This is a genomic window from Rhizobium sp. NXC24, assembly GCF_002944315.1.
Lineage (GTDB): Bacteria > Pseudomonadota > Alphaproteobacteria > Rhizobiales > Rhizobiaceae > Rhizobium.
This window is the reverse complement of sequence record NZ_CP024314.1, coordinates 1,002,239-1,023,434: the sequence shown is the minus strand read 5'-3', so window position 1 is coordinate 1,023,434 and position 21,196 is coordinate 1,002,239. Positions and strand designations below refer to the sequence as shown.

The 21,196-nt window shown below is 59.7% G+C and carries 19 protein-coding genes and 1 pseudogene; 6 read left to right on the top strand and 14 right to left on the bottom strand.

The genetic code is table 11. The features are described from left to right. Positions 1–327: 327 nt before the first annotated feature. The 7 genes from NXC24_RS28775 to NXC24_RS28745 all read right to left on the bottom strand — a co-directional run bounded on the left by NXC24_RS28775 (position 328) and on the right by NXC24_RS28745 (position 7,528). Positions 328–1,713: an FGGY-family carbohydrate kinase gene (locus NXC24_RS28775; RefSeq protein WP_104826775.1), complete on the bottom strand. Its 1,386-nt coding sequence runs from the start codon at positions 1,711–1,713 to the stop codon at positions 328–330. Beyond that, the gene (rhaM, locus tag NXC24_RS28770; protein ID WP_104826774.1) at positions 1,710–2,036 is read right to left on the bottom strand and encodes an L-rhamnose mutarotase; all 327 of its coding nucleotides are present in this window, start codon (positions 2,034–2,036) and stop codon (positions 1,710–1,712) included. Before rhaM ends, NXC24_RS28775 begins: the two co-directional genes overlap by 4 nt. Next, the gene (locus tag NXC24_RS28765) at positions 2,033–3,046 is read right to left on the bottom strand and encodes an ABC transporter permease (protein ID WP_104826773.1); all 1,014 of its coding nucleotides are present in this window, start codon (positions 3,044–3,046) and stop codon (positions 2,033–2,035) included. The genes rhaM and NXC24_RS28765 overlap by 4 nt, the downstream gene beginning before the upstream one ends. Beyond that, positions 3,043–4,047, bottom strand: coding sequence for an ABC transporter permease (locus tag NXC24_RS28760; RefSeq protein ID WP_104826772.1), 1,005 nt, complete (start codon positions 4,045–4,047; stop codon positions 3,043–3,045). Before NXC24_RS28760 ends, NXC24_RS28765 begins: the two co-directional genes overlap by 4 nt. 10 nt (positions 4,048–4,057) lie before the next feature. Next, a complete protein-coding gene (locus tag NXC24_RS28755; protein ID WP_104826771.1) occupies positions 4,058–5,593 on the bottom strand; it encodes a sugar ABC transporter ATP-binding protein in 1,536 nt (511 codons plus the stop codon). Between the two features lie 72 nt (positions 5,594–5,665). Next, positions 5,666–6,661, bottom strand: coding sequence for a rhamnose ABC transporter substrate-binding protein (rhaS, locus tag NXC24_RS28750; protein WP_104826770.1), 996 nt, complete (start codon positions 6,659–6,661; stop codon positions 5,666–5,668). Positions 6,662–6,715: 54 nt separating this feature from the next. Further along, on the bottom strand, positions 6,716–7,528 hold the full coding sequence (locus NXC24_RS28745) for a DeoR/GlpR family DNA-binding transcription regulator (RefSeq protein WP_104826769.1): 813 nt from the start codon (positions 7,526–7,528) through the stop codon (positions 6,716–6,718). Between the two features lie 205 nt (positions 7,529–7,733). Here NXC24_RS28745 and NXC24_RS28740 point away from each other — a divergent pair, with 205 nt between their 5' ends. Further along, the gene (locus NXC24_RS28740; protein WP_104826768.1) at positions 7,734–9,830 is read left to right on the top strand and encodes a bifunctional rhamnulose-1-phosphate aldolase/short-chain dehydrogenase; all 2,097 of its coding nucleotides are present in this window, start codon (positions 7,734–7,736) and stop codon (positions 9,828–9,830) included. Between the two features lie 238 nt (positions 9,831–10,068). Beyond that, positions 10,069–11,361, top strand: a complete 1,293-nt coding sequence (gene rhaI, locus NXC24_RS28735; protein ID WP_104826767.1) for an L-rhamnose catabolism isomerase — start codon at positions 10,069–10,071, stop codon at positions 11,359–11,361. Between the two features lie 5 nt (positions 11,362–11,366). Here the strand turns inward: rhaI and NXC24_RS28730 are convergent, their stop codons facing one another. The 3 genes from NXC24_RS28730 to NXC24_RS28720 all read right to left on the bottom strand — a co-directional run bounded on the left by NXC24_RS28730 (position 11,367) and on the right by NXC24_RS28720 (position 12,842). Beyond that, a complete protein-coding gene (locus tag NXC24_RS28730) occupies positions 11,367–11,813 on the bottom strand; it encodes a type II toxin-antitoxin system VapC family toxin (RefSeq protein WP_104826766.1) in 447 nt (148 codons plus the stop codon). Continuing rightward, positions 11,813–12,058 (bottom strand): type II toxin-antitoxin system Phd/YefM family antitoxin, encoded by a 246-nt coding sequence (locus NXC24_RS28725; RefSeq protein ID WP_104826765.1) that lies wholly within the window; start codon positions 12,056–12,058, stop codon positions 11,813–11,815. Before NXC24_RS28725 ends, NXC24_RS28730 begins: the two co-directional genes overlap by 1 nt. Before the next feature lie 136 nt (positions 12,059–12,194). After that, positions 12,195–12,842, bottom strand: coding sequence for a TetR/AcrR family transcriptional regulator (locus NXC24_RS28720; RefSeq protein WP_104826764.1), 648 nt, complete (start codon positions 12,840–12,842; stop codon positions 12,195–12,197). Between the two features lie 197 nt (positions 12,843–13,039). On the opposite strand from NXC24_RS28720, the pseudogene NXC24_RS28715 reads away from it, so the two are divergent. After that, positions 13,040–14,160 (top strand): annotated as a pseudogene (locus NXC24_RS28715) (HlyD family secretion protein). Between the two features lie 27 nt (positions 14,161–14,187). Next, the gene (locus NXC24_RS28710) at positions 14,188–15,780 is read left to right on the top strand and encodes a DHA2 family efflux MFS transporter permease subunit (RefSeq protein WP_104826763.1); all 1,593 of its coding nucleotides are present in this window, start codon (positions 14,188–14,190) and stop codon (positions 15,778–15,780) included. Between the two features lie 45 nt (positions 15,781–15,825). Here NXC24_RS28710 and NXC24_RS28705 read toward each other — a convergent pair whose 3' ends face one another. Next, the gene (locus NXC24_RS28705; RefSeq protein ID WP_104826762.1) at positions 15,826–16,062 is read right to left on the bottom strand and encodes a hypothetical protein; all 237 of its coding nucleotides are present in this window, start codon (positions 16,060–16,062) and stop codon (positions 15,826–15,828) included. On the opposite strand from NXC24_RS28705, the gene NXC24_RS28700 reads away from it, so the two are divergent. Next, a complete protein-coding gene (locus tag NXC24_RS28700) occupies positions 16,061–16,855 on the top strand; it encodes an aldolase/citrate lyase family protein (protein ID WP_199773661.1) in 795 nt (264 codons plus the stop codon). The genes NXC24_RS28705 and NXC24_RS28700 overlap by 2 nt on opposite strands. A gap of 56 nt (positions 16,856–16,911) precedes the next feature. Here the strand turns inward: NXC24_RS28700 and NXC24_RS28695 are convergent, their stop codons facing one another. The 3 genes from NXC24_RS28695 to NXC24_RS28690 all read right to left on the bottom strand — a co-directional run bounded on the left by NXC24_RS28695 (position 16,912) and on the right by NXC24_RS28690 (position 19,184). Then, complete coding sequence (locus tag NXC24_RS28695; RefSeq protein ID WP_104826760.1) at positions 16,912–17,577, bottom strand: YiiX/YebB-like N1pC/P60 family cysteine hydrolase; 666 nt, start codon at positions 17,575–17,577, stop codon at positions 16,912–16,914. 142 nt (positions 17,578–17,719) lie between these two features. Continuing rightward, the gene (locus NXC24_RS35600) at positions 17,720–17,869 is read right to left on the bottom strand and encodes a hypothetical protein (RefSeq protein ID WP_199773651.1); all 150 of its coding nucleotides are present in this window, start codon (positions 17,867–17,869) and stop codon (positions 17,720–17,722) included. A 121-nt stretch (positions 17,870–17,990) separates the two neighbouring features. Beyond that, positions 17,991–19,184 (bottom strand): Gfo/Idh/MocA family oxidoreductase, encoded by a 1,194-nt coding sequence (locus tag NXC24_RS28690; protein WP_104826759.1) that lies wholly within the window; start codon positions 19,182–19,184, stop codon positions 17,991–17,993. A 189-nt stretch (positions 19,185–19,373) separates the two neighbouring features. Between NXC24_RS28690 and NXC24_RS28685 the strand changes: the two genes are divergently transcribed. After that, the gene (locus NXC24_RS28685; protein ID WP_104826758.1) at positions 19,374–21,071 is read left to right on the top strand and encodes a dihydroxy-acid dehydratase; all 1,698 of its coding nucleotides are present in this window, start codon (positions 19,374–19,376) and stop codon (positions 21,069–21,071) included. Positions 21,072–21,196 lie beyond the last annotated feature (125 nt).

Genomic DNA, 21,196 nt, shown 5'->3' with positions numbered 1-21,196 from the left:
TTTTTCTCTCCTTGGATGGGCGCGGCAGCGCCCTTTGAACCCGCCGCAATGGTCTGTCGTCGCGCGCGAACTGCCGTAAGGCGCCTTGAAAATGGAGACAGAAGTGACATCGAAGCTGATGATCGCTTTCGGACATTTTTGACCTCAAAAGCGCTCATAAGGGTAGTTTCTGTAGGAATATTACCGCGATTCCGCAAGAAAATAACCGTGGTGGAGACAATTTTGACGATTTCTCGGAAATTTCTATCGAAGTACCGACAGTGGAGTTTTGGGGAGCGCGAGGTCGTTTTGCACCTCGAATGCCCTGCCGAAGATTCGTAGGGGCGTTTATTCTGCCAATGCTTGATGCCAGGCTCGCCGGTAGGCTCGCAGACCCGGTAGCTCGGCCCGAACGGGGTGGTTTTCCGGCGCGGCCGCAGGTTTGATGCCGGTCAGCAGCGCCGCACCTTGGCTGGTGCCGGTCGAGCCGGGCAGGGCGACGACGTCAGATCCCGTTAGCGAAGACAGGGCGGCAAGATAAGTCCGATTAAGCGCGAAAGGTCCCTCGACGAAAATCGGGCCTTTGGCGCCGATCAGATCCAGGCAGGCTTCAGTCATCAATGCTAGATAGAGGTTGGCGGCGGCTAGACGTTCCTCGGAACTCGCTTGCGCTTGCCCGATCCAGTGCATCTTTTTGCCAGGGAAGGGGCCGGAACCCTCGACCACGTTCGGTAGCAGCATGATGCCTTTTTCGATAACGGTCGCGAGCATCTCCTCCGTCGTTTCCTGTGATACCGGCCCGATTTCACCTGCCAGGATCTCGAACTCCCGCCCGCCCATGAAACGCGAGGAAGGCACGGCGCGGCCATATGCATCAACATTGGCAAGCGCGTCACGCGCCGGGTCGAGATGGTCGAGATCGCCGCCGACGGCGAAATTGATCACCCATGTTCCGGTCGACACGACGGCAAAGGGCGCTTCGTTCTCCACGAGATGTGGCAGCAGCGACGCGTTGGAATCATGGATGCCGCAATAGACCGGAACCGGAGCACTGAGGCCGATCTCTGCCGCGATCGCCGGCAATAGAGGTCCGAGCGCATCGAAGGCGGAACGGATCGGGGCCATGAGAGAACGAATGTCGAGCGTGTCGACCAGCGAGGAATAAGCGCCGGTGGTCGGATTCCAGAGATCGGTGTGACAGCCGAGCGAGGTGACCTCGTTGGCGGCAATGCCGGTCAGCCGCAGGGCCCAATATTGCGGATAGGTCAGGATCGTGCTGACGCGCGCGAAGTCGTTGGGAAATATGCTCTTCTGATAATGGATTTGCGCGCCGACATTCAGCCCGCCGGAAAGCCTCGGTGAAAAGGTCTCGCTGAAGGGCGGGCGCAGGCGGTCATAGGCTTCCTGCACGGCTTCAGGATAGCGATGCTCGTAATCGAGCACCGGCAGAGCAAGGCTGCCGTCTTCAGCAAGTAGAACGGCGGAGGCGCCGTGGGTGGTAATCGATATGGCGTCGAAGCCGGGTGTGGCAGCAAAGTTCTTCAGCGCACCAATAACGAAATCCCACAAGCCCTCGATGTCATAATGCGGGTAGGGGTCGGTCTTCAGCGTGGTATTGGACGTCCGAACGCCGGCGATCTCAGCGCCGGTCTGCGCGTCGAGCACCACGACCTTGGCATTGGTCTTGCCGATATCGAGGACGGCAATGCGGCGATAGGTCGATGGAGCGGTCATGGCAGATGGAAAACCGTCACGAGATCGCTCTGCACTGGCGAATTGTCAGGATTGGTCGCCATGATATCGGCCATGTGCGCCCACCATTTCTTCATGACCGGATGGTCGGGAAGGCTGGCCATCGTGTGATCCTTCGGCCGCGTCAGAACGCCGAACAGCGTGTTCGTCTCGCGATCGAGATGGATGGAATAATCGCTCACGCCGGCCTGGTGCAGCAGCTCCACCAGTTCCGGCCAGATCTCGTCATGACGTTTTCTGTACTCGCCCTCCATGCCGGGATTGAGCGTCATCTTGAAGGCGTGGCGTTCGAGGGAAGCGATCATTTCGAGCTCATGGCTTTGATGCGCCGTGCGACGATCGGCAGCGCGATGGTGATGATGAGGAGGAGGCCGATGAAGATCGACATGACGATGCCTGGCACGTTGAGAAGGCCGAGGCCGAACGTCACCAGACCCATGACGAAAGCGGCGATGACGACACCGCCGATCGTGCCGGAGCCGCCAAGGATCGACACTCCGCCGAGCACCACCATGGTCACCACCTCCAGCTCCCAGCCGAGCGCGATCGAGGGGCGGGTGGAGCCGAGACGCGAGGTCAGGCAGACGGCGGCGATACCACTCATGATGCCGGTCAGGAGGAACAGGATGAATTTGACCCGCTCAACCGGAATGCCGGAGAAACGCGCTGCAAAATCATTATTGCCGATCGTATAGACCTGACGGCCGAAATTCGTCGCATGTAGCAGGATGGCGAAGGCGATCGCCAGCACGATGAAGAGAACGAATTCGAAGGAGAAGACCCAGAAGACATAGCCCTGGCCGAAATAGGCGAAGGCGTCGGGATAATTGCCATAGGCCTGGTCGCCGAGGACGATATAGGAAATGCCGCGAAACAGGCTCATCGTGCCGATGGTCACGACGATCGACGGCAGTTTCAGCACAGAGACAAGGAAGCCGTTGAAAAGGCCGCAGACGAGCCCCACGCCCAGCCCGATCGCGACCAGCCCAACCGTATCGACGCCCACTTGTGCCGCAGCGCCCATGGCGGTCGACGCAAGCGCGATGATGGCGGCGACGGACAGATCGATTTCGCCGGCAATGACGAGCAGCGCCATGGCAAAGGCGATCATTGCCTTTTCAGTGAAATTGAAGGTCGCATCCGAGAGATTGTAAGGGTCGAGGAAATAGGGCGAAGCCAATGAATTAAAAATGAAAATGGCAATCGCGACGCCGAGAAGCAGGACTTCCCAGCTTGCCATTATGCGCTTGAAGGGCGTGCCCAGACGATCGGGAATGCTGCGCTTTTCCGGTGCGGTTTCGGATACGGTGCTCATGCGGTGACCTCCTTACCCGAGGTTTCCTTCGCTGCCTGATCCCTGAGGATGATGCGGCCGCGATTGCGCTCGCGCCGGGCGTTGAAGACGACTGCCAGGATGATGACGGTGCCGGATATGGCCATCTGCGTGAACGGCGAAATGCCGATGACGGGCAGAGCATTCTTGATGACGCCGAGAAACAGCGCGCCGAGCACGGCGCCGGCGACCGAGCCGACGCCGCCGGCGATCGAGATACCGCCGATGACGCAGGCTGCGACGCTGTCGAGTTCGAAACCGTTGGCGATGTCGACATAGGCGACCGCATAGCGCGACACCCAGAGATAACTGCTGAGGCCGGCCAGCGCGCCCGAAAGCACGAAGGCGAGGAAGCGCGTCCAGCCGACATCGATGCCGGCATAAACAGCCGCAACCGGATTGCCGCCGCTGGCATAGGTGGAGCGGCCGAAGCGTGTGTAGCGCAGCAGGAGATACATCATCAGCACGATGGCGATGCCAACCCAGGAGAGCACGGGCAGGCCGAGGACCAACGTACGCGGTACGTTCAGGAAGATCGGCGTGAACTGATGCGCGTTCACCCAGGCGCCGCCGGACAGTACGAAGGCCATGCCGCGGTAGATGGTGAGCGTCCCGAGGGTGACGACGATCGGCGGGATTTCCAGAGCCCAGACGAGATAACCGTTGATGGCGCCGAGCACTGCGCCCATAACGACAGCCGTGACCACGAGCACGATCAGCGGCAGATCGGGATAGGCAGCATTCAGCATGGCGATCGCCATGCCGGTAAACGCGAGATTGGCGGCGACGGAAAGATCGATCGATTTCGTCAGAATGACCGTCATCTGCGCCAGCGCCAGGATGATCAGGATCGACGTATCGTTGAAGATGTTGGCAAGATTGGCGGGCTCGGCAAAGCCGGCCGCACGCGTTGCGAAACCGGCGATCATCACGATAATGATGAGGAAGAGCAGCGTTTCGCGTTTTTTGAGTATGCGTAGCATCCGGCCCTCCCTATGCATTGCCCGTGGCGGCGCGCACCAGCGTTTCCGGCGTCAGTCCTTCGCGGTCGAACAGGCCGGCCGAAAGTCCCTCCTTCATCACCAGCACGCGATCCGACATGCCAAGGATTTCAGGCAGTTCGGAGGAGATCATGATGATGCTGAGGCCTTCCGCCGCCAGCTCGCTGATGAAGCCGTGCACAGCCGCCTTCGAACCGATATCGATGCCCTTGGTCGGCTCGTCCAAAATGATGATCTTCGGCTGCGTCGCCAGCCATTTGCCGATCACCACCTTCTGCTGGTTGCCGCCCGAGAGCGTGCCGACAGGCACGGAAAGGGCAGCGGCGCGTAGGTCCAGCCGCTCAGCATATTTGCGGGCGAGCGCAAACTCGTCGGCCGCTTTAAGAAAACCCTTGCGCGAGGTGCGCCCGAGCGAAGGCAGCGACATGTTTTGATAGATCGGCATCGGCAGCGCCAGGCCATGGCGGCCGCGTTCCTCCGGCACATAGACGATGCCGGCGCGGATGGCCTCATGCGGCGAATGAATATGGATTTCCTGACCGTTCAGCGTCAGCCGTCCGGAGAGCGGCCTGGTGATCCCGAACAGCGATTGACACAGTTCGGAACGGCCGGCGCCGATAAGGCCGTAGACGCCGAGGATTTCTCCGCGCCGGAGCTTGAAGGAGATGTCGCGGAACTCGGTGCGGTGACAATAATTTTCGACCTCGAACACCACGTTGCCAATTGTAACGGGCACTTTCGGGAAGGCATCCTTGACGTCGCGACCGACCATCATGCGGACGATCTCGTCCTGCGGCGTCTCCTTCAGCGGGCCATGACCGACGGCGCGACCATCACGAAAGACCACGAAATTATCGGCGATTTCATAGAGTTCGTCGAACTTGTGGCTGATGAACAATATCGCCTTGCCCTTGGCCTTCAGACTTTCGACGATACGGAAGAGGTCATCGATCTCCTTGCGAGAAAGAGCCGCGGTCGGCTCGTCCATGATGACGATGCGTGCTTCGATAGACAGGGCGCGGGCAATCGCCACGAGATGGCGCTGCGCGATGGACAGGTCCTTCAGGCGGATCGACGGATCGATGGTGCTTTCCAGCGATTCCAGCAGCAGCCTTGACCGGCTGTTCATCGTCTTCCAGTCGATCGTGCGGAATTTCGTGCGCGGCGCATGACCGAGAAAGATGTTTTCGGCAACCGTCAGCTCGTCGAAGAGCACGGTCTCCTGATGTATGGCGGTGACGCCGGCGTCTATCGCGGCCTGGGCGCTGTGAAACGCAACCGGCTTGCCGTCGACGAGGATTTCGCCCTCGTTCGGACGATAGATACCGGTCAGAATCTTGACGAGCGTCGATTTGCCGGCGCCGTTTTCGCCGATCAGGGCGGTGACCTTGCCGGGATAAAGCGAGATGCTGACGCCGTCGAGCGCCTTCACGCCCGGAAAGATCTGCGAAATGCCGCGCATTTCCAGAATGGCGGTATTGCCCAAGCTTGGCATGCCCGTGGCGGGTCGTTGAAGGACTGTGGTCATCAGCAATGTACCGGATAAGTTAACCAAGTCCGGCGGCCGAAGCCGCCGGAAAGCTGCGAATGGGTCTGCTGATCAGAAGACCTTGGAGAACTGATCGATATTCGAAGCGTTGTAGACGAAGGGATCAGCCATGGCGGCTTCGCCGTTGTCTCCAACCTTGATCTTGCCCATACGGCCGGCATTGATCTCGCTGCCCGGCTTGCCGTCGGTTTCACCCTTGACGAGACGGTAGGAGATCTGCGTGGCGGAATAGCCGAGGTCGATCGGGTTCCAGATCGCAAATTCCTTCGTGGCGCCCGACTTGATGGCGCCGGCCATTTCGGACGGCAGGCCGAGACCGGTCACATAGACCTGGCCGATCTTGCCGGCATCCTTGACAGCCTGCGACGCGGCGAGCACGCCGACGGTCGTCGGAGCGACGATGACCTTGACTTCCGGATGCGAGGTCAGGAGGCCCTGGGCTTCGCGGTAGCTCTTGTCGGAAAGGTCGTCACCGTAGACGGTCGTAACGAGGTTGAGGCCCGGGAAATCCTTGAGCTGCTTCTTCATCTCGCCGATCCAGATGTTCTGGTTTGTGGCGGTCGAAGTCGCCGACAGGATGGCGAAATTGCCCTTGCCGCCGTCAAGATGGTCCTTGGCGAGCGTCAGGCACATCTTGCCGATCAGCTCGTTTGAAGACGGATTGAGCTGCAGGATGCGGCCGGCCGGAGCCACGCCGGAATCCCAGGAGATAACCTTGATGCCGCGCTGCGTAGCCTTCTTCAAGGCAGGCACCACAGCATCCTTGTCGTTGGCGGAGATAGCTATGGCATCGACGCCCTGTGCGATCAGCGAGTTGATCACTTCGATCTGGGCTTCGGCGGTCGGCTGCGTCGGGCCGGTGTAGATGACCTGCACGCCGCCGAGTTCCTTGGCGGCTTCCTGAGCGCCCTTATTGGCCGCTTCGAAGAAGCCGTTGCCGAGCGACTTCACTACGAGGCCGATCTTGATGTCTTTCGCACTTGCCGTGCCGGCCATCATTGCGACGGCCAGCGCTACGCCGATCGCCAATTTCTTTGCAATATTCATGTCTCTTCCTCCCAAAGTTGATAGGCTATGCTCACCCCGCCACAGCCGCGCATCTCATGCGACGGACGGGGAATCCTCCCTCTCGGCCTGCGCCGTGACGCTCGCGATAATCAGCGACACGCCGGCATCCTCGATCATGCGTACAGTCTCCGCCGACACGCCGTCATCGGTGATGATGGTCGTTACCTGCTCAAGTGGGCACAGGATCAGGCTGGAGCGCTGACGGAACTTGCTGGAATCGACCATCACGACCAGCTCGTCGGCCTGGCGCATCAGCTTCTGCTCGCTCTGGATAACCAGCGCGTCGGCTTCCATGACGCCGAGCGGACCAACGCCTTGCGCGCCGATAAACATGCGCCGCGCATAGAAGTTCCGGGTCGTATCATTGTCGAAGGGCGACAGGATCAGGCTCTGCTCGCGATAGATCGCGCCGCCCGGAATCGTTACCGTGTTCTTCGAGTGCTTCACCAGATGTTCGGCAATGGCGAAGGAATTGGTCATCACCTGCAGCCGATAGGCCGAGATGTAGTGGACAAGCTGGAATGTGGTCGTGCCGCCATTGATGATGATGGCGTCGCCCTGACTGCATAATTCAGCGGCCTTGCGCGCAATTGCGCGTTTCTTATCGATATTGACGCCTTCCGAAACGCGGAAGGGGCGGCCGGCGAGATTGCCGAGCTGCGGAGGATGAATCGATTCCGCCCCGCCACGCACGCGCCGGATCTTTCCCTGCACATGCAGGGCCGCAATATCGCGGCGGATCGTCGCTTCGGAAGCCTCGGTCAATTCGGAAATATCCTGAATCGTCACCACAGGCTTTTCCTGTACGGCGCTCAAAATGATGCGATGGCGTTCACGTTCGTGCATCGGCTCCTCCTTCTCGGGTTATTTCGCAAATGTGACAAAGTGTCAATCACAAACGCTCAAAAACTTTCATATTGCATCGCAGCATTATCAATTATGATCGTTTTCGATTGACAAAGCGACTATCCGTGAGCGATATCGTGATTAACAAGGGCGGTTTGAGCATCTTTTAGACCGTCCGCAAGACATGATCTTATGGGAGGATGACATGGCGGCTGGTGTTCAGCTTCTGGAAAACCGTTGGGATGATGCATATGCGGCCGGCCTCGATGAGCCGGGCAAGCTGCTCTACCGGTCGAATCTGCTCGGTGCTGACAAGCGTATCACCAATTACGGTGGGGGCAACACATCGGCCAAGGTCATGGAAACCGATCCGCTGAGCGGAGAAAAAGTGAAGGTATTGTGGGTTAAGGGCTCTGGCGGCGATGTCGGCACTATCAAGCTCGACGGTTTTGCCACGCTTTATCAGGACAAGCTCGACAGCCTGAAGGGCATCTACAATGGCGTTGCCGACGAGGACCGCATGGTCGGCTTCCTGCCGCATTGCACCTTCAACCTCAATGCCCGTGCCGCTTCCATCGACACGCCGTTGCACGGTTTCGTGCCTTTTACCCATGTCGACCACATGCATCCCGACGCGATCATCGCGATCGCGGCTTCCAAAAATTCCCGCGAGCTGACCCGCGAAATCTTCGGTGAAGACATCGGCTGGCTGCCATGGCGGCGCCCCGGTTTTCAGCTCGGCCTCGATCTCGAAGCCTTCGTCAAGGCGCATCCGAATGCCAAGGGCGTTGTTCTCGAAAGCCACGGCCTCTTCACCTGGGCCAATGACGCCAAGGGCTGCTACGAACTGACGCTCGCGATCATCAACAAAGCAATTCAATGGTTTGTGGCGAAGACTGAAGGCAAGACCATTTTCGGCGGCGGGGTAGTCCAGAGCCTGCCGCAGGCCGAACGCCGCGCGATTGCCGCCAAGCTCATGCCGGAAATCCGCGGTCGCATCGGCAAGGCGGAGCGCAAGCTCGGTCATTTCGACGATCAGGATGCCGTGCTTGAATTCATCAATTCGAACAATCTCCGTCCGCTCGGTGCGCTCGGCACGAGTTGCCCGGACCATTTCCTGCGCACCAAAATCCGCCCGCTGATCGTCGACTTTGATCCGGCAAAGCCCGACGCAGACGCCGTCATCGCCGGTCTCGACCAAGCGCTGGAGGATTACCGCGCCGACTACGCCCGCTATTACAACGACTGCAAGCATGATAATTCGCCTGCCATGCGCGATCCGAACCCAGTAATCTTCCTGGTGCCGGGCGTCGGTCTGCTCTCCTTTGCCCGCGACAAGGCAACGGCGCGCATTGCCGGCGAGTTCTACGTCAACGCTATCAACGTCATGCGCGGCGCCTCGACCGTATCCGAATATCAGGGCCTGCCCGAGCAGGAAGCCTTCGATATCGAATATTGGCTGCTGGAAGAAGCGAAGCTGCAGCGCATGCCGAAGCCGAAGAGCCTGGCAGGTCGCGTTGCTTTTGTCACCGGCGGCGCCGGCGGCATCGGCCGCGCCACGGCGGCGCGTCTGGTGGGCGAGGGCGCCTGCGTGGTGCTGGCCGATATCGACCAGTCGGCACTTGAGAGCGCGCAGGAGGATTTCGCCAAGAAATACGGCGCGGACTCTGTACGCAGTGTCAAGCTTGATGTGACCAAGGAGGACGCAGTGATTTCGTCCTTCGCGGAAGCCTGCGTCGAATTCGGCGGTATCGATATTCTCGTTTCGAATGCCGGCATTGCTTCCTCGGCGCCGATCGAAAGCACGGAGCTTTCGATGTGGAACCGCAATATCGACATTCTCGCCACCGGCTATTTCCTCGTCTCGCGTGAAGCTTTCCGGCTGTTCCGGCGTCAGAATCTCGGCGGCAACGTCGTCTTCGTCGCCTCCAAGAATGGCCTTGCCTCGTCGCCGAATGCGGCCGCCTATTGCACCGCCAAGGCCGCCGAAATCCACCTGGCGCGCTGCCTGGCGCTCGAGGGTGCGGAGGCGGGCATTCGCGTCAACACGGTCAACCCCGACGCCGTCCTGCGCGGCTCCAAGATTTGGAACGGCGAATGGCGCGAACAGCGCGCGGCCTCTTCGAAGATCGAGGTGGACGACTTGGAAGAACATTACCGCAAGCGCTCTATGCTGAAGCTCAACGTTTTCCCGGAAGATATTGCAGAGGCTATCTATTTCCTCGCCTCTGACCTCTCCGCCAAGTCGACCGGCAACATCATCAATGTTGATGCCGGCAACGCACAGAGTTTTACGCGATAGTTGGCGAGGCGGTGGCGGCCCTCGGCGCCACCATCGTGGTTCGAGGCCCTGCCGCGCTCGCTTCGCTCTTGCGGCAGCGCACCTTACCATGAGGGTGGGGTAACTATTGCGCCGAACTGACGGGGAGATCAGCCCTCACCCTGAGGTGGCCCCATAGGCCCTCGAAGGGCGAGGGCGGATGATGGCTTGCAGGATGAACGCACCGTAACATTTCGAATAACATACCTGGGAGGAAAGAATGGCCGAGTTCAGAATTGCGCCGGATCTGGTCGCTGCGGAAAACGACAAGCGCGCTGCTGCGCTGAAATCTGATTATGAAGCGCTAGGCGCCACGCTCGCGCGTCGCGACGTCGATATCGAGGCCGTAACGAAAAAGGTCTCGGAATTCTTCGTTGCCGTGCCCTCCTGGGGTGTCGGCACCGGCGGTACACGCTTTGCCCGCTTTCCCGGTACCGGCGAACCACGCGGCATTTTCGACAAGCTCGATGATTGCGCCGTCATCCATCAGTTGACGCGGGCGACGCCGACCGTCTCGCTGCACATTCCCTGGGACAAAGCCGATGCAAAGGAATTGAAGGCCAAGGGCGATGCGCTCGGCCTCGGCTTCGATGCCATGAATTCCAATACTTTCTCCGATGCTCCCGGCCAGCCACATTCCTACAAATACGGCTCGCTCAGCCATGTTGACGCAGCGACCCGCGCCCAGGCGGTTGAGCACAATCTGGAATGCATCGAGATCGGCAAGGCGATCGGTTCGAAGGCGCTGACGGTCTGGATCGGTGACGGTTCCAACTTCCCCGGCCAGAGCAATTTCACCAAGGCGTTTGAGCGTTACCTCGCCGCAATGGCGGAGATCTATAACGCCTTGCCGGATGACTGGCGGCTGTTTTCCGAGCATAAGATGTACGAGCCGGCCTTCTATTCGACCGTGGTGCAGGACTGGGGCACAAACTATCTGATCGCCCAGACGCTCGGGCCCAAGGCCTACTGCCTCGTCGACCTCGGCCACCACGCGCCGAACACCAATATCGAGATGATCGTCGCCCGCCTCATCCAGTTCGGCAAGCTCGGCGGCTTCCACTTCAACGATTCGAAATATGGCGACGACGATCTCGACGCCGGCGCGATTGAGCCCTATCGCCTGTTCCTCGTCTTCAACGAACTGGTCGACGCCGAGCATCGCGGGGTAAAAGGCTTCCATCCGGCTCACATGATCGACCAGTCGCACAATGTCACCGATCCGATCGAAAGCCTAATTTCCAGCGCCAACGAAATCCGCCGTGCCTATGCGCAGGCATTGATCGTCGATCGAGGGGCATTGGCGGACTATCAAGACTCCAACGACGCCCTGATGGCCTCCGAAACCCTGAAGCGCGCTTACCGCGCCGATGTGGAACCCATCCTCGCCGAAGCCCGCCGCCGCACCGGCGGCGCCATCGATCCGGTTGCGACTTATCGGACGAGCGGCTACCGGAAGAAGGTTGCGAGCGAACGCCCAGCCTCGGCGGCAGGCGGGGGCGGAATTATCTAAAGAGCCTATACTTCCGGTGGATTCGCGAACGGATCGAGCGAGCGCGCATCCATCAGCCGGAAATGCCTTAGGTTTCGGGTGAGAACCGTGTAATCGTGTCGCAGTGCTGTTGCGGCAATCGCAGCATCTTCGAAACCTGGATCTCCGCCCCGTCCTACCGCCTGGTCGAATAGTCGGCCCGCGATGCGGGCAGTTTCTGTATCGAGCGGTAGGATACGGTCGCCGTAAAGATGGAGAGTGAGTTCAAGCCACTCGCCAAGCAGCTCAGCTTTCTTGGACGCGCCCATCCGACGGGCTTTCGCAATCCCTGTTTCTATTTCGGCGACAGTCACGGTGGAGAGGTAAAACTGATGGGCATGGGCTGCAATCCATGCCCGAACCGCCTGCGATAGTAAATCTTGCGCGCGCAATGGCGATGTCGCGGAGATGATATTCGTATCCAGAAGATACATTAGATATCATCATCGCGTAGCAGCCGGCCCGGCTTGCGCACTGGCAGGTCGTCGTCTTCAAGTGGTGCATTGGTGAGTAACCAACCAAAGGACGGAACCTGCTTCAATTTTTGATATTCGTCATAAGAGATGATGACCGCGGTGCGCTCGCCATGGCGAGTAATGACCGCTGGATTGCCGCTGAGAGCATCATCGACCACAGCAGAAAGCGTTGCTTTCGCATCCTTGAGCTGAATTTCCTTCATGGGATCACCAATATGACTACAGTAGTCATATTGTAGGAGTGGCTTAGAGTTTCGTCAATGCATCATCAGATGCAGCCCTGGAATCATGTCAATTCCGCGCATAAGGATGCCGGTGGTTATTGAAGGTTGATCCCAATCAAACCTGGCAACCCTTGAGAAACACCTCGGCGCAAATGCGTGCCCGCCGGGTGATCTCCGCGATGTTCGGAGGGGGGAGTTGGCGCAGGATGGCGGCGCGCTGCGGCTCCATAATCATCATGCCACGCAGCATGCCGGAAGCCATATGGGGGTCCTCCAGACGGATGAGCCCGCGTTCGCATTGCGTCGTCAACCATTTCTCCATGATGGCATTCGAGCCGACGATGGCCGTCTCATAGAATGATGTGGCGATTTCCGGAAAGCGGTCCGATTCGGCGATGACGAGACGCATAATGTCGATCGTATCGTCCGACATCGTCAGCATGCCATAGGCCGTCAGCAGTCGCTCCAGGCCCTGCCGCAAATCCATCGTCGCCAGCGTCGACTGGTCCAGCGCCAGGAAAAACCGGCCGATACGGTCGGAAACGATGCTCGAAAACAGGTCTGCCTTGGTCGGAAACAGCCGATAGAGCGTCTTGGTCGAGACGCCGGCGGATTGGGCGATCGCGTTGATGCTCGCGGCCGCATAGCCGTTTTCCCGAAATTGCGTATCGGCTGCCTCGATGATCAGGCTCTTCGTATCGTCGTCGCAGCGAAGCTGGGGTCGGCCGCGGGAGCGCTTCTCATTTATTTGAATTTCGACCATGACAATTTTCCAAATTCCTGTTGACTTCCATTTTACAGCGCATATTTTGGAAAACAACAAGTTTCCTAAATGTGCGGCCGAGAATTTTTGCGGGCATGTACCTCCAAGACGATCGGCCATCAGGAGAGACGATAGTGGAAAACAAGGTTCATGTATTGAATGCGAGCAAGCAGGCACCGGTTGCCGAAGCATCGACCATGGATGCCGGCAAACCGGATGTGACGGTCGAACTGATGCGTATTGCCAGCGAGGAAAAGCCGGCGGCAAAGAAGCGGGGCAAGTCGTTCCTGCTCGGCGCCACGGCACTCGCCGTCATCGCAGCCGCCGCCTATTACGGTCATAACTACTGGACGGTCGGCCGTTTCCAGGTATCGACCGACGATGCCTATGTGCAAGCCGATAACAGCGCCATCGCGCCGAAGATTTCCGGCTATGTTACTGGCGTCGTCGTCAACGACAATCAGACGGTCAAGGAGGGGCAGGTACTGGCCCGTATTGACGACCGCGATTTCAAGACGGCGCTTGATCAGGCCAAGGCCGATGTTGCCGCCGCTCAAGCCGATGTCGAGGCCAAACAGGCCTCTCTCGACATGCAGCAATCATTGATCGCAGCCGCCCAGGCGACCGTCGATGTCGACAAGGCCAACGAGACCTCGCGGAGCAGAACGACAAGCGTTATGCAAGCCTATCGGTAAACGGCTATGCGCCGGTGCAAACCGCACAACAGGCCGCCTCGCAGATCGCCGCCGCCCGGGCCGCGATCGACCGCGATACGGCATCGCTTGCCGGGACCATCAAGCAGGTCGATCTGTTGAAGGCGCAATTGGCGCAAGCCAGGGCGACCCTTGCCCACGACCAGGCCGTCCAGAGCCAGGCGGAGCTCAATCTGTCCTATACGACGATCGTCGCACCGCTCGATGGTGTCATCGGCAACCGCACGCTCCGCGTCGGCCAATATGTGCAGGCCGGCACGCAGTTGATGTCGGTGGTCCCGACGTCGGCCGCCTATATCGTTGCGAATTATAAGGAGACGCAGTTGACCGACGTGCATGCCGGCCAGCCGGTCGACATCGAAGTCGATATGTTCCCCGGCCGCGTCTATCACGGTCATGTCGACAGCTTGGCGCCCGCGAGCGGCCAGGAATTCGCGCTGCTGCCGCCGGACAATGCCACGGGTAATTTCACCAAGGTCGTGCAGCGCATCCCGGTCAAGATCGTCCTCGATGGCGATAGCGCCGCCTCCGGCGATCTGCGCCCCGGCATGTCGGTGCAGCCGAGCATCGACATCAAGACGGCCGACCAGAGCCACGGCGCATGAACGGTGAAGGATGAGGAGTATTGAGCCATGTCCACTATCGCAGCCACCACCGCCATCGCCATCCCGCAGCCAAGCGCGAAGGCCAGCACCAGGGAATGGATCGCCGTACTCGCCGGCATGATCGGCGCCTTCATGGCGATCCTCAACATCCAGATCACCAATGCCTCGCTTCTCGATATCGAAGGCGGCATCGGCACGGGCGTCGATAACGGTGCCTGGATATCGACCTCCTATCTGATCGGCGAAATCGTCGTCATCCCGCTGACGGCTTTTTTCAGCAACGTCTTCTCGTTTCGCCGCTATATCCTAGTGAATTCGATCCTCTTCCCGCTGCTCTCGATCGCCTGTGCCTTCGCGCATGATCTCGGGACGATGATCGTGCTGCGCGGGCTGCAGGGCTTTGCCGGCGGCGTTCTGATCCCGATGGCCTTCACGATGATCCTCACCAAGCTACCCAAGGCACAGCAGCCGACGGGCCTTGCGATCTTCGCGCTATCGGTCACGGTTGCTCCTGCCATCGGCCCTACCATCGGCGGTTATCTGACGGAGAATTACGGCTGGCAGACAATCTTCTTCATCAATGCCCTGCCGAGCGCCATCATGGCGATCGCCCTTGCTCTGACACTCGAGAAGGGGCCGCTGCAACTTGGCCTTCTGAAGCACGGCGACTGGGCTGGCATCGTGACGATGGCAATCGGGCTTTCGGCGCTACAGACTGTGCTCGAGGAGGGCAATAAGGATGACTGGTTCTCCTCGCCCTTCATTCTGAAGCTCAGCACTATCGCTGTCGTTTCGCTCAGCGCCTTCATCTGGATAGAGTTGACCGTTCAGAATCCGCTGGTGAAGCTGCGGCTTTTGAAGCAACGCAATTTCGGCATCGGCGTTCTCGTCAACGTGCTGGTCGGCTTCGCGCTCTTCGGCTCGGTCTATATCCTGCCGCAATATCTCGGCCAGGTGCAGCGTTACAATGCCGAGCAGATCGGCAACGTGCTCGCCTGGACCGGCTTGCCGCAACTCATCCTCATTCCGCTGGTTCCGGTGATGATGAAGCGCTTCGACGTCCGCTATATCGGCTTCCTCGGTATCGCCATCTTTGCCATAAGCTGCTTCATGAACGTGACGCTTTCCGCCGACACCGCGGGTGATCAGTTCTGGATACCGAATATCGTGCGCGCTATCGGGCAGGCCATGGTCATCACACCGATTACGGCGATCACCACCGCCGGTATCGCACCTGCCGATGCCGCCGCCGCATCCGGCTTGACCAACATGCTGCGAAATCTCGGCGGCGCGGTCGGAACGGCAACGCTCGGCACCGTGCTCACCAAGCGCGAGCAGTTCCATTCCAACATCATCGGCCAGTCTGTGACGCTGGCGCGCGATGAGGTGAGGGAGCGGCTGACGCAGACGACCAATTATTTCCTGTCGCACGGCGTTTCGGATCATGCCCTTGCCGCGCAGAAAGCAACGGTCGCCCTCGGCAGCATCATCAAGCGGCAAGCACTGATCATGGGCTTCAGCGACACCTTCGCCGTCATCGGCATCCTCTTGGCGACCGCCGCAATCGCCACGCTTTTTGCCCGCAAACCGCAGCCCGGCGGCGGGGCAGGGGCTCATTGATACGGTCGCCCATTGCTGGGCAGCGAAATATTGGACCGCGACAAGCTACCCCAGCTTGCCGCGGTCGCCGTTGTAAGATAGCCGCAGACCAATGGTGAGTTTTCCTATCCGCGCAACGTCGCGCGCATCTTTCGGGTAGCCGAGGCGCGGGAATCCGGTATTGTCGGCATCAACGACGAATGGCTGTCGCCCACTCGGCGGCGAAGGCTCGAAAGACGGCATCGAAAAGTATCTGAAGTGAAATATCTCGCCCTCAGTGGCTTGGTAATTGAGGAAAATCATTATGACCACTGATATCGACGGTTTCGCGGGTCGCCTGAAGCGCCGGGAAAATGGCGGCATGATCTCAGCCTGGATCGGCACGCCCGATCCGCTGCTGGTCAATCACCTCTCGCAGGAAGCTTTCGACGCCATCGTCCTCGATATGCAGCATGGAATGTGGGACATGGCCTCCGCGGCGAACGGCATTGCGCAGGTGCGCCTGGCCGGCAAGCCGGCAATCGCGCGCATCCCGGTCGGCGATTTCGCGTCAGCGTCGCGGCTGCTCGATGCCGGCGCCTCCGCCATCATCGCGCCGATGATCAATTCCGCCGATGACGCCCGTGCTCTAGTGAAAGCAACGAAATATCCGCCCCTCGGCGAACGGAGCTGGGGACCTTCGCTCGCGCTCAATCATTTCGGCATCGCTGCTGACGAGTATCTGCAGGGCGCCAACGGCCTGACTGTCACCATCGCCATGGTCGAGACCCGCGCTGCGCTCGATGCCATCGATGAAATCCTCGCGGTCGACGGCATCGACGGTATCTTCATCGGCCCATCCGATCTCTCCATCGCGCTCTCGAACGGCGCGCGTTTGGCACCCGACAGCGCCGCGATCGATCAGACATTGGCGCATGCAGTGGCGCGTTGCCGCGCCTATGGCAAGCTGATCTGCGCCTTCGGCACGGACGGCGAACGCGCCGGGCAATTCCTGAAGCTTGGCCTGGATCTCGTCATTGCCGGCGCCGAAACCGCACAGCTCCGCGCCGGTGCTCGCGCTGCAATTACCGCTGCCCGCAAGGTTGCGGCTTCCTGATCGGGATTGGAGCCAATTCGGCATCGAGGATCTTTGGTGATGGGGTGGACACCCCATCACAGCGGGTAGTTCGAATAAATCATCCTGAGATTTGGATCATTGGCGATGCTCACCGGAGTGACGAGGCTCTGATTGAGGATGTATTTATAGCACTGATCGAAATCGTAGCCGCGCTCAGTGCATTCGCTATCGCGCTGCCACCGCGACTGCACCAGGTTTCTGACAAGCATGTTGTCGATGTGTAGCTCAGATATTTTCTGCACCTTGCCGATCTCGATGCCCGCAGCCTTGTAGGTGAGATAGGGCAGTTCACTGCAGTAAATCGCATCGTTGTTGAACGAGAAAAACAGGTCATAGGGTTTGCCGTAGAGCGTGCGGGCGTAGGACAGGAGCTGTCGTGCGGTTTCGGGGGTGAGTCGCGGATCGCGATAGATCGCCACCTGTCTCAACAAGCCGCGATTGACCCAGGTTTTCAGCGGTGTTTCCTTGACCTTTGCCCCGGCCTCGATGACCGTGATTGCCCCATTGTCGTTTTTGATGATGCCCATGTGTGAAAAGGCAGAACCAGTGGCGAATATAATCGCGCTTGATTGGTTACTGGTCGATGTCTGAAAAATCAGATCGCCGTCTTTGAGCGGCGGATAATCGCCGCCCGCCATGGCATAGAGCGTTCCTACGACAAGACAAACGCACAGGATCGCAACAGCCGTCAACTTCTTCATGCGATCCCCGTAACCGTTTGAAAGCGCTTGATTAGGCCGCTTTTACCAAGGCTCTTTTGCGGCTGAAACATGGCGGGCAAAAGGCCAATCATGAAACTCACGGTAGGGATCATTATTGCCGCAATGGAGTCGTCGCGATCCTTTAGGGGGCGATTTTTACATAGCAGGGATTGTACATGTTAAAGCCGCAGCCACCGCCGACGGCTTGTGCCGGCGTGATAAAATTTTGCAATGCGATCAATACTAGCGCGGCGGCGATCGCAGTCAGAATCGTCTTCGTATATTTGTCCATTATATTCCCCTCAATATACAACTTATGCGGATGGGTCTAATATGATTCTCGTGTGATTGCGAGGGGAATGCGGATTGAAATCTGTGGCGCCGGCCCGGACGGAAAAGTCACTATCCGGGCATCAATACCGATCGTGCTCGTAGACCACGTCAGCCCACGTTCCCGTCGCCGTCGACTGCAGGCAGGCGTCGATGAAGGCGAGGCCGTCAACGCCGGTCCAGGCATTGGGCGTCAGTTCCGCCAGCGGGTCAGGCTCGGCGCCGGCAATGCGGGCGGCAACCAGTTCGGCGAAATCGGTGTAGATATTGGCGAAGGCTTCGAAGAAGGCTTCTGGGTGGCCGGTGGGCAGGCGGGTGCCTCGCTGGGCATGCGGATGCAGGCTCGGAAGGCCGCGCGTGCGTAGCTCGTCGGCGCGGTTCAGCCGCATGACGCGCAGATCGTTGGCCTCGGCCTGGTTCCACGAGATGCCGCCGTCTTCGCCATAAGCCTCGATGCTGACGACATTCTGCGCGCCGGTCGCCACCTTGCTCACCAGCATCTGGCCTCGCGTACCGTCATCGAATCTGAGGATCACTTGCGCCGTATCGTGTGCCGTGCGGCCGGGTAACGATGGGCCGACATCGGCAAGCACTGCGGCGATGCGGCGACCGCAAACAAAGCTCATCAGTTGATGGGCATGCACGCCGATATCCCCAAGCACATGGCTCTTGCCGCCTTTGGCCGTATCGAGCCGCCATTTGGTGCGGGGCGCCATCTTGTCCGGCTCGGCCTCGACAGGTCGGCTGAGCGAGCCCTGTACATAGCGGACATTGACGAGACGGAGAGCGCCGATCTCGCCGCCGGTAACTGTGGCACGCGCCTCGCGCACCATGGGATAGCCGGAATAATTATGGGTGAGCGACAGGATACGGCCGCGGTCATGGGCCTTGCGGGCGAGCGCTAGCGCGCTGTCGTAATCGTTGGTCAGCGGCTTGTCGCAGATGACGTCAAGACCGGCGTCGAGAGCAGCGGCCGCATATTCATAATGGCTGTCGTTCGGCGTCATGATGGCGACCGCGTCGATGCCGTCAGCCCGCAGGGTTTCGGCTTCGATCATGCTCCATACATCGGCATAGCCGCGCTTGATGCCAAAGGCATAGGCGGAGTTTAGCGACCGCTCCGGATCGGAGGAAAATACGCCGGCCGCAAGATCGAAGCAATCGTCGAGGCGTGCGGCAGTGCGATGCACCGGACCTATAAGCGAACCCTGCGCACCGCCGATCAGGCCAAGCCGCACCCGCCTGCCAAGAAGTTTGAAAACCACAGCCTGCGACATGGGAACGCGCCTTTCCTGCTGACCGATGAGAGAAATTAGATAGCGCAATCCTAACATTAGCACAGCGCCGCGCTCGACATTTTGCATGTATCTCAGCCAATATGACAATGAGATATGGGTTCGGGGAAAACCGATCCGACGGGTAGCAGCCGGTCGATCCAGGCGCGTTTTCCTAAAGGGAGGGCAGATATGAGCAAGCCGGGAAAAGGTATCCGCAACGGTCTCACCAATTACGGCGATCCTCGTTTTGCCGCCTATCTACGCCGTTCCTTCGCCTCTTCGATGGGGTATTCGCGCACCATGCTGGAAAAGCCGGTCATCGGCATCACCTGGACGGCAAGCGGCTTCAACAATTGTCACCGCAACGTGCCGGAGCTGGTGGAGGCAGTCAAACGCGGGGTGCTGGCATCCGGAGGCCTGCCGCTCGATTTCCCCGTGACCTCGCTCGGTGAAGTCTTCCTCAATCCGACCAGCATGGTCTTCCGCAATCTGATGGCGATGGATGTGGAAGAAATGGTCCGCGCCCAGCCGATGGATGCCGTCGTGCTTGTCGGTGGCTGCGACAAGACTTTGCCAGCGCTGGTAATGGGCGCGGCCTCCGCCGGCAAGCCGGCAATCGTGCTGTCCACCGGGCCGATGATGACCTCGCGTTATCAAGGCGAGCGGCTCGGCGCTTGCACGGATTGCCGCCGGTTCTGGGGCCGCTATCGCGCCGGTGAGCTGAACGACAGGCAGATCGATGCGGTGGAAGGCGCCCTGGCGACGACCGCGGGCACCTGTGCGGTGATGGGAACGGCCAGCAGCATGGCAATCATGCTGGAGGTGATGGGCCTGATGTTACCCGGAACGGCAGCGATTCCCGCTGTCCATGCCGATCGCCTGCGAGCAGCGGAAACGACGGGTGTTGCCGCAATGGGCTTGGTTTCGTCGGGAACGACCATTCGCGAGACCGTCACCCAGGCGAGCATCGACAATGCGCTGAAGACCTTGCTCGCGATCGGTGGTTCGACCAATGCCATCATCCATCTGGCGGCGATCGCGGGACGTCTCGGCCTGAAGGTCGATCTGCAGGCGCTGAATGCGATGTCCGATGCAACGCCTGTGCTCGTCGATCTCAAGCCGACGGGCGATGCCTATATGGAGGATTTCTTCTACGCCGGCGGCGTCGGCGCATTGCTGAAGCGTCTTGGTGATCACCTCGACCTATCGGCACGCACGGTCACGGGAGAAACGCTTGCTGAGCTAGTCCCCGATGATGATGCCTGGGTGGACGATAAGATCATCCGCCCGACCGAAACGCCGATCCGCGCTGACGGCGGTCTCGTGGCGCTGTTCGGAAACCTGGCGCCAAAAGGGGCGATCCTCAAGCGCGCGGCGGCCGACGAGAGGCTCTTTGAAAAGACCGGCCGCGCCGTCGTTTTCGAAGGGCTCAAGAACCTTTCGGAGCGGATCGACGATCCCGATCTCGAGGTCACGGAAGACGATATTCTCGTGCTGAAGAATGCTGGCCCGAAGGCCTCCGGCATGCCGGAGGCTGGCTATCTGCCGATACCGGCCAAGCTGGCGCGCAAGGGCGTGAAGGACATGCTGCGCATCTCGGATGCACGCATGAGCGGCACGGCTTACGGGACGATCGTACTGCATGTTTCGCCTGAATCCGCGGCAGGCGGGCCGCTGGCGCTGGTCCGCAACGGTGACCTGATACGCATCAGCATCAGGGAACGGCGTTTGGATCTGTTGGTCGACGAGGCGGAGCTTGCCAAGCGCGATCCGACGCCGGCGCCTCCTGCCGAGACCCGCGGCTGGCTCGGCCTCTACAACAAGCACGTCCTCCAGGCCGAGGACGGCTGCGACCTCGATTTTCTTGTTGGGGAAAGCCATCAATAGAGATCGTGACATCCTGACGACCCAAGGGCCGTGCTTGCACGCGCATTTGACAGCGGGCATTGTCGAGCAGGCGAAGTGAAGCGAAGGGATTTGTCCAGCATGCAGGGATCGGGGATAGGGCGCGG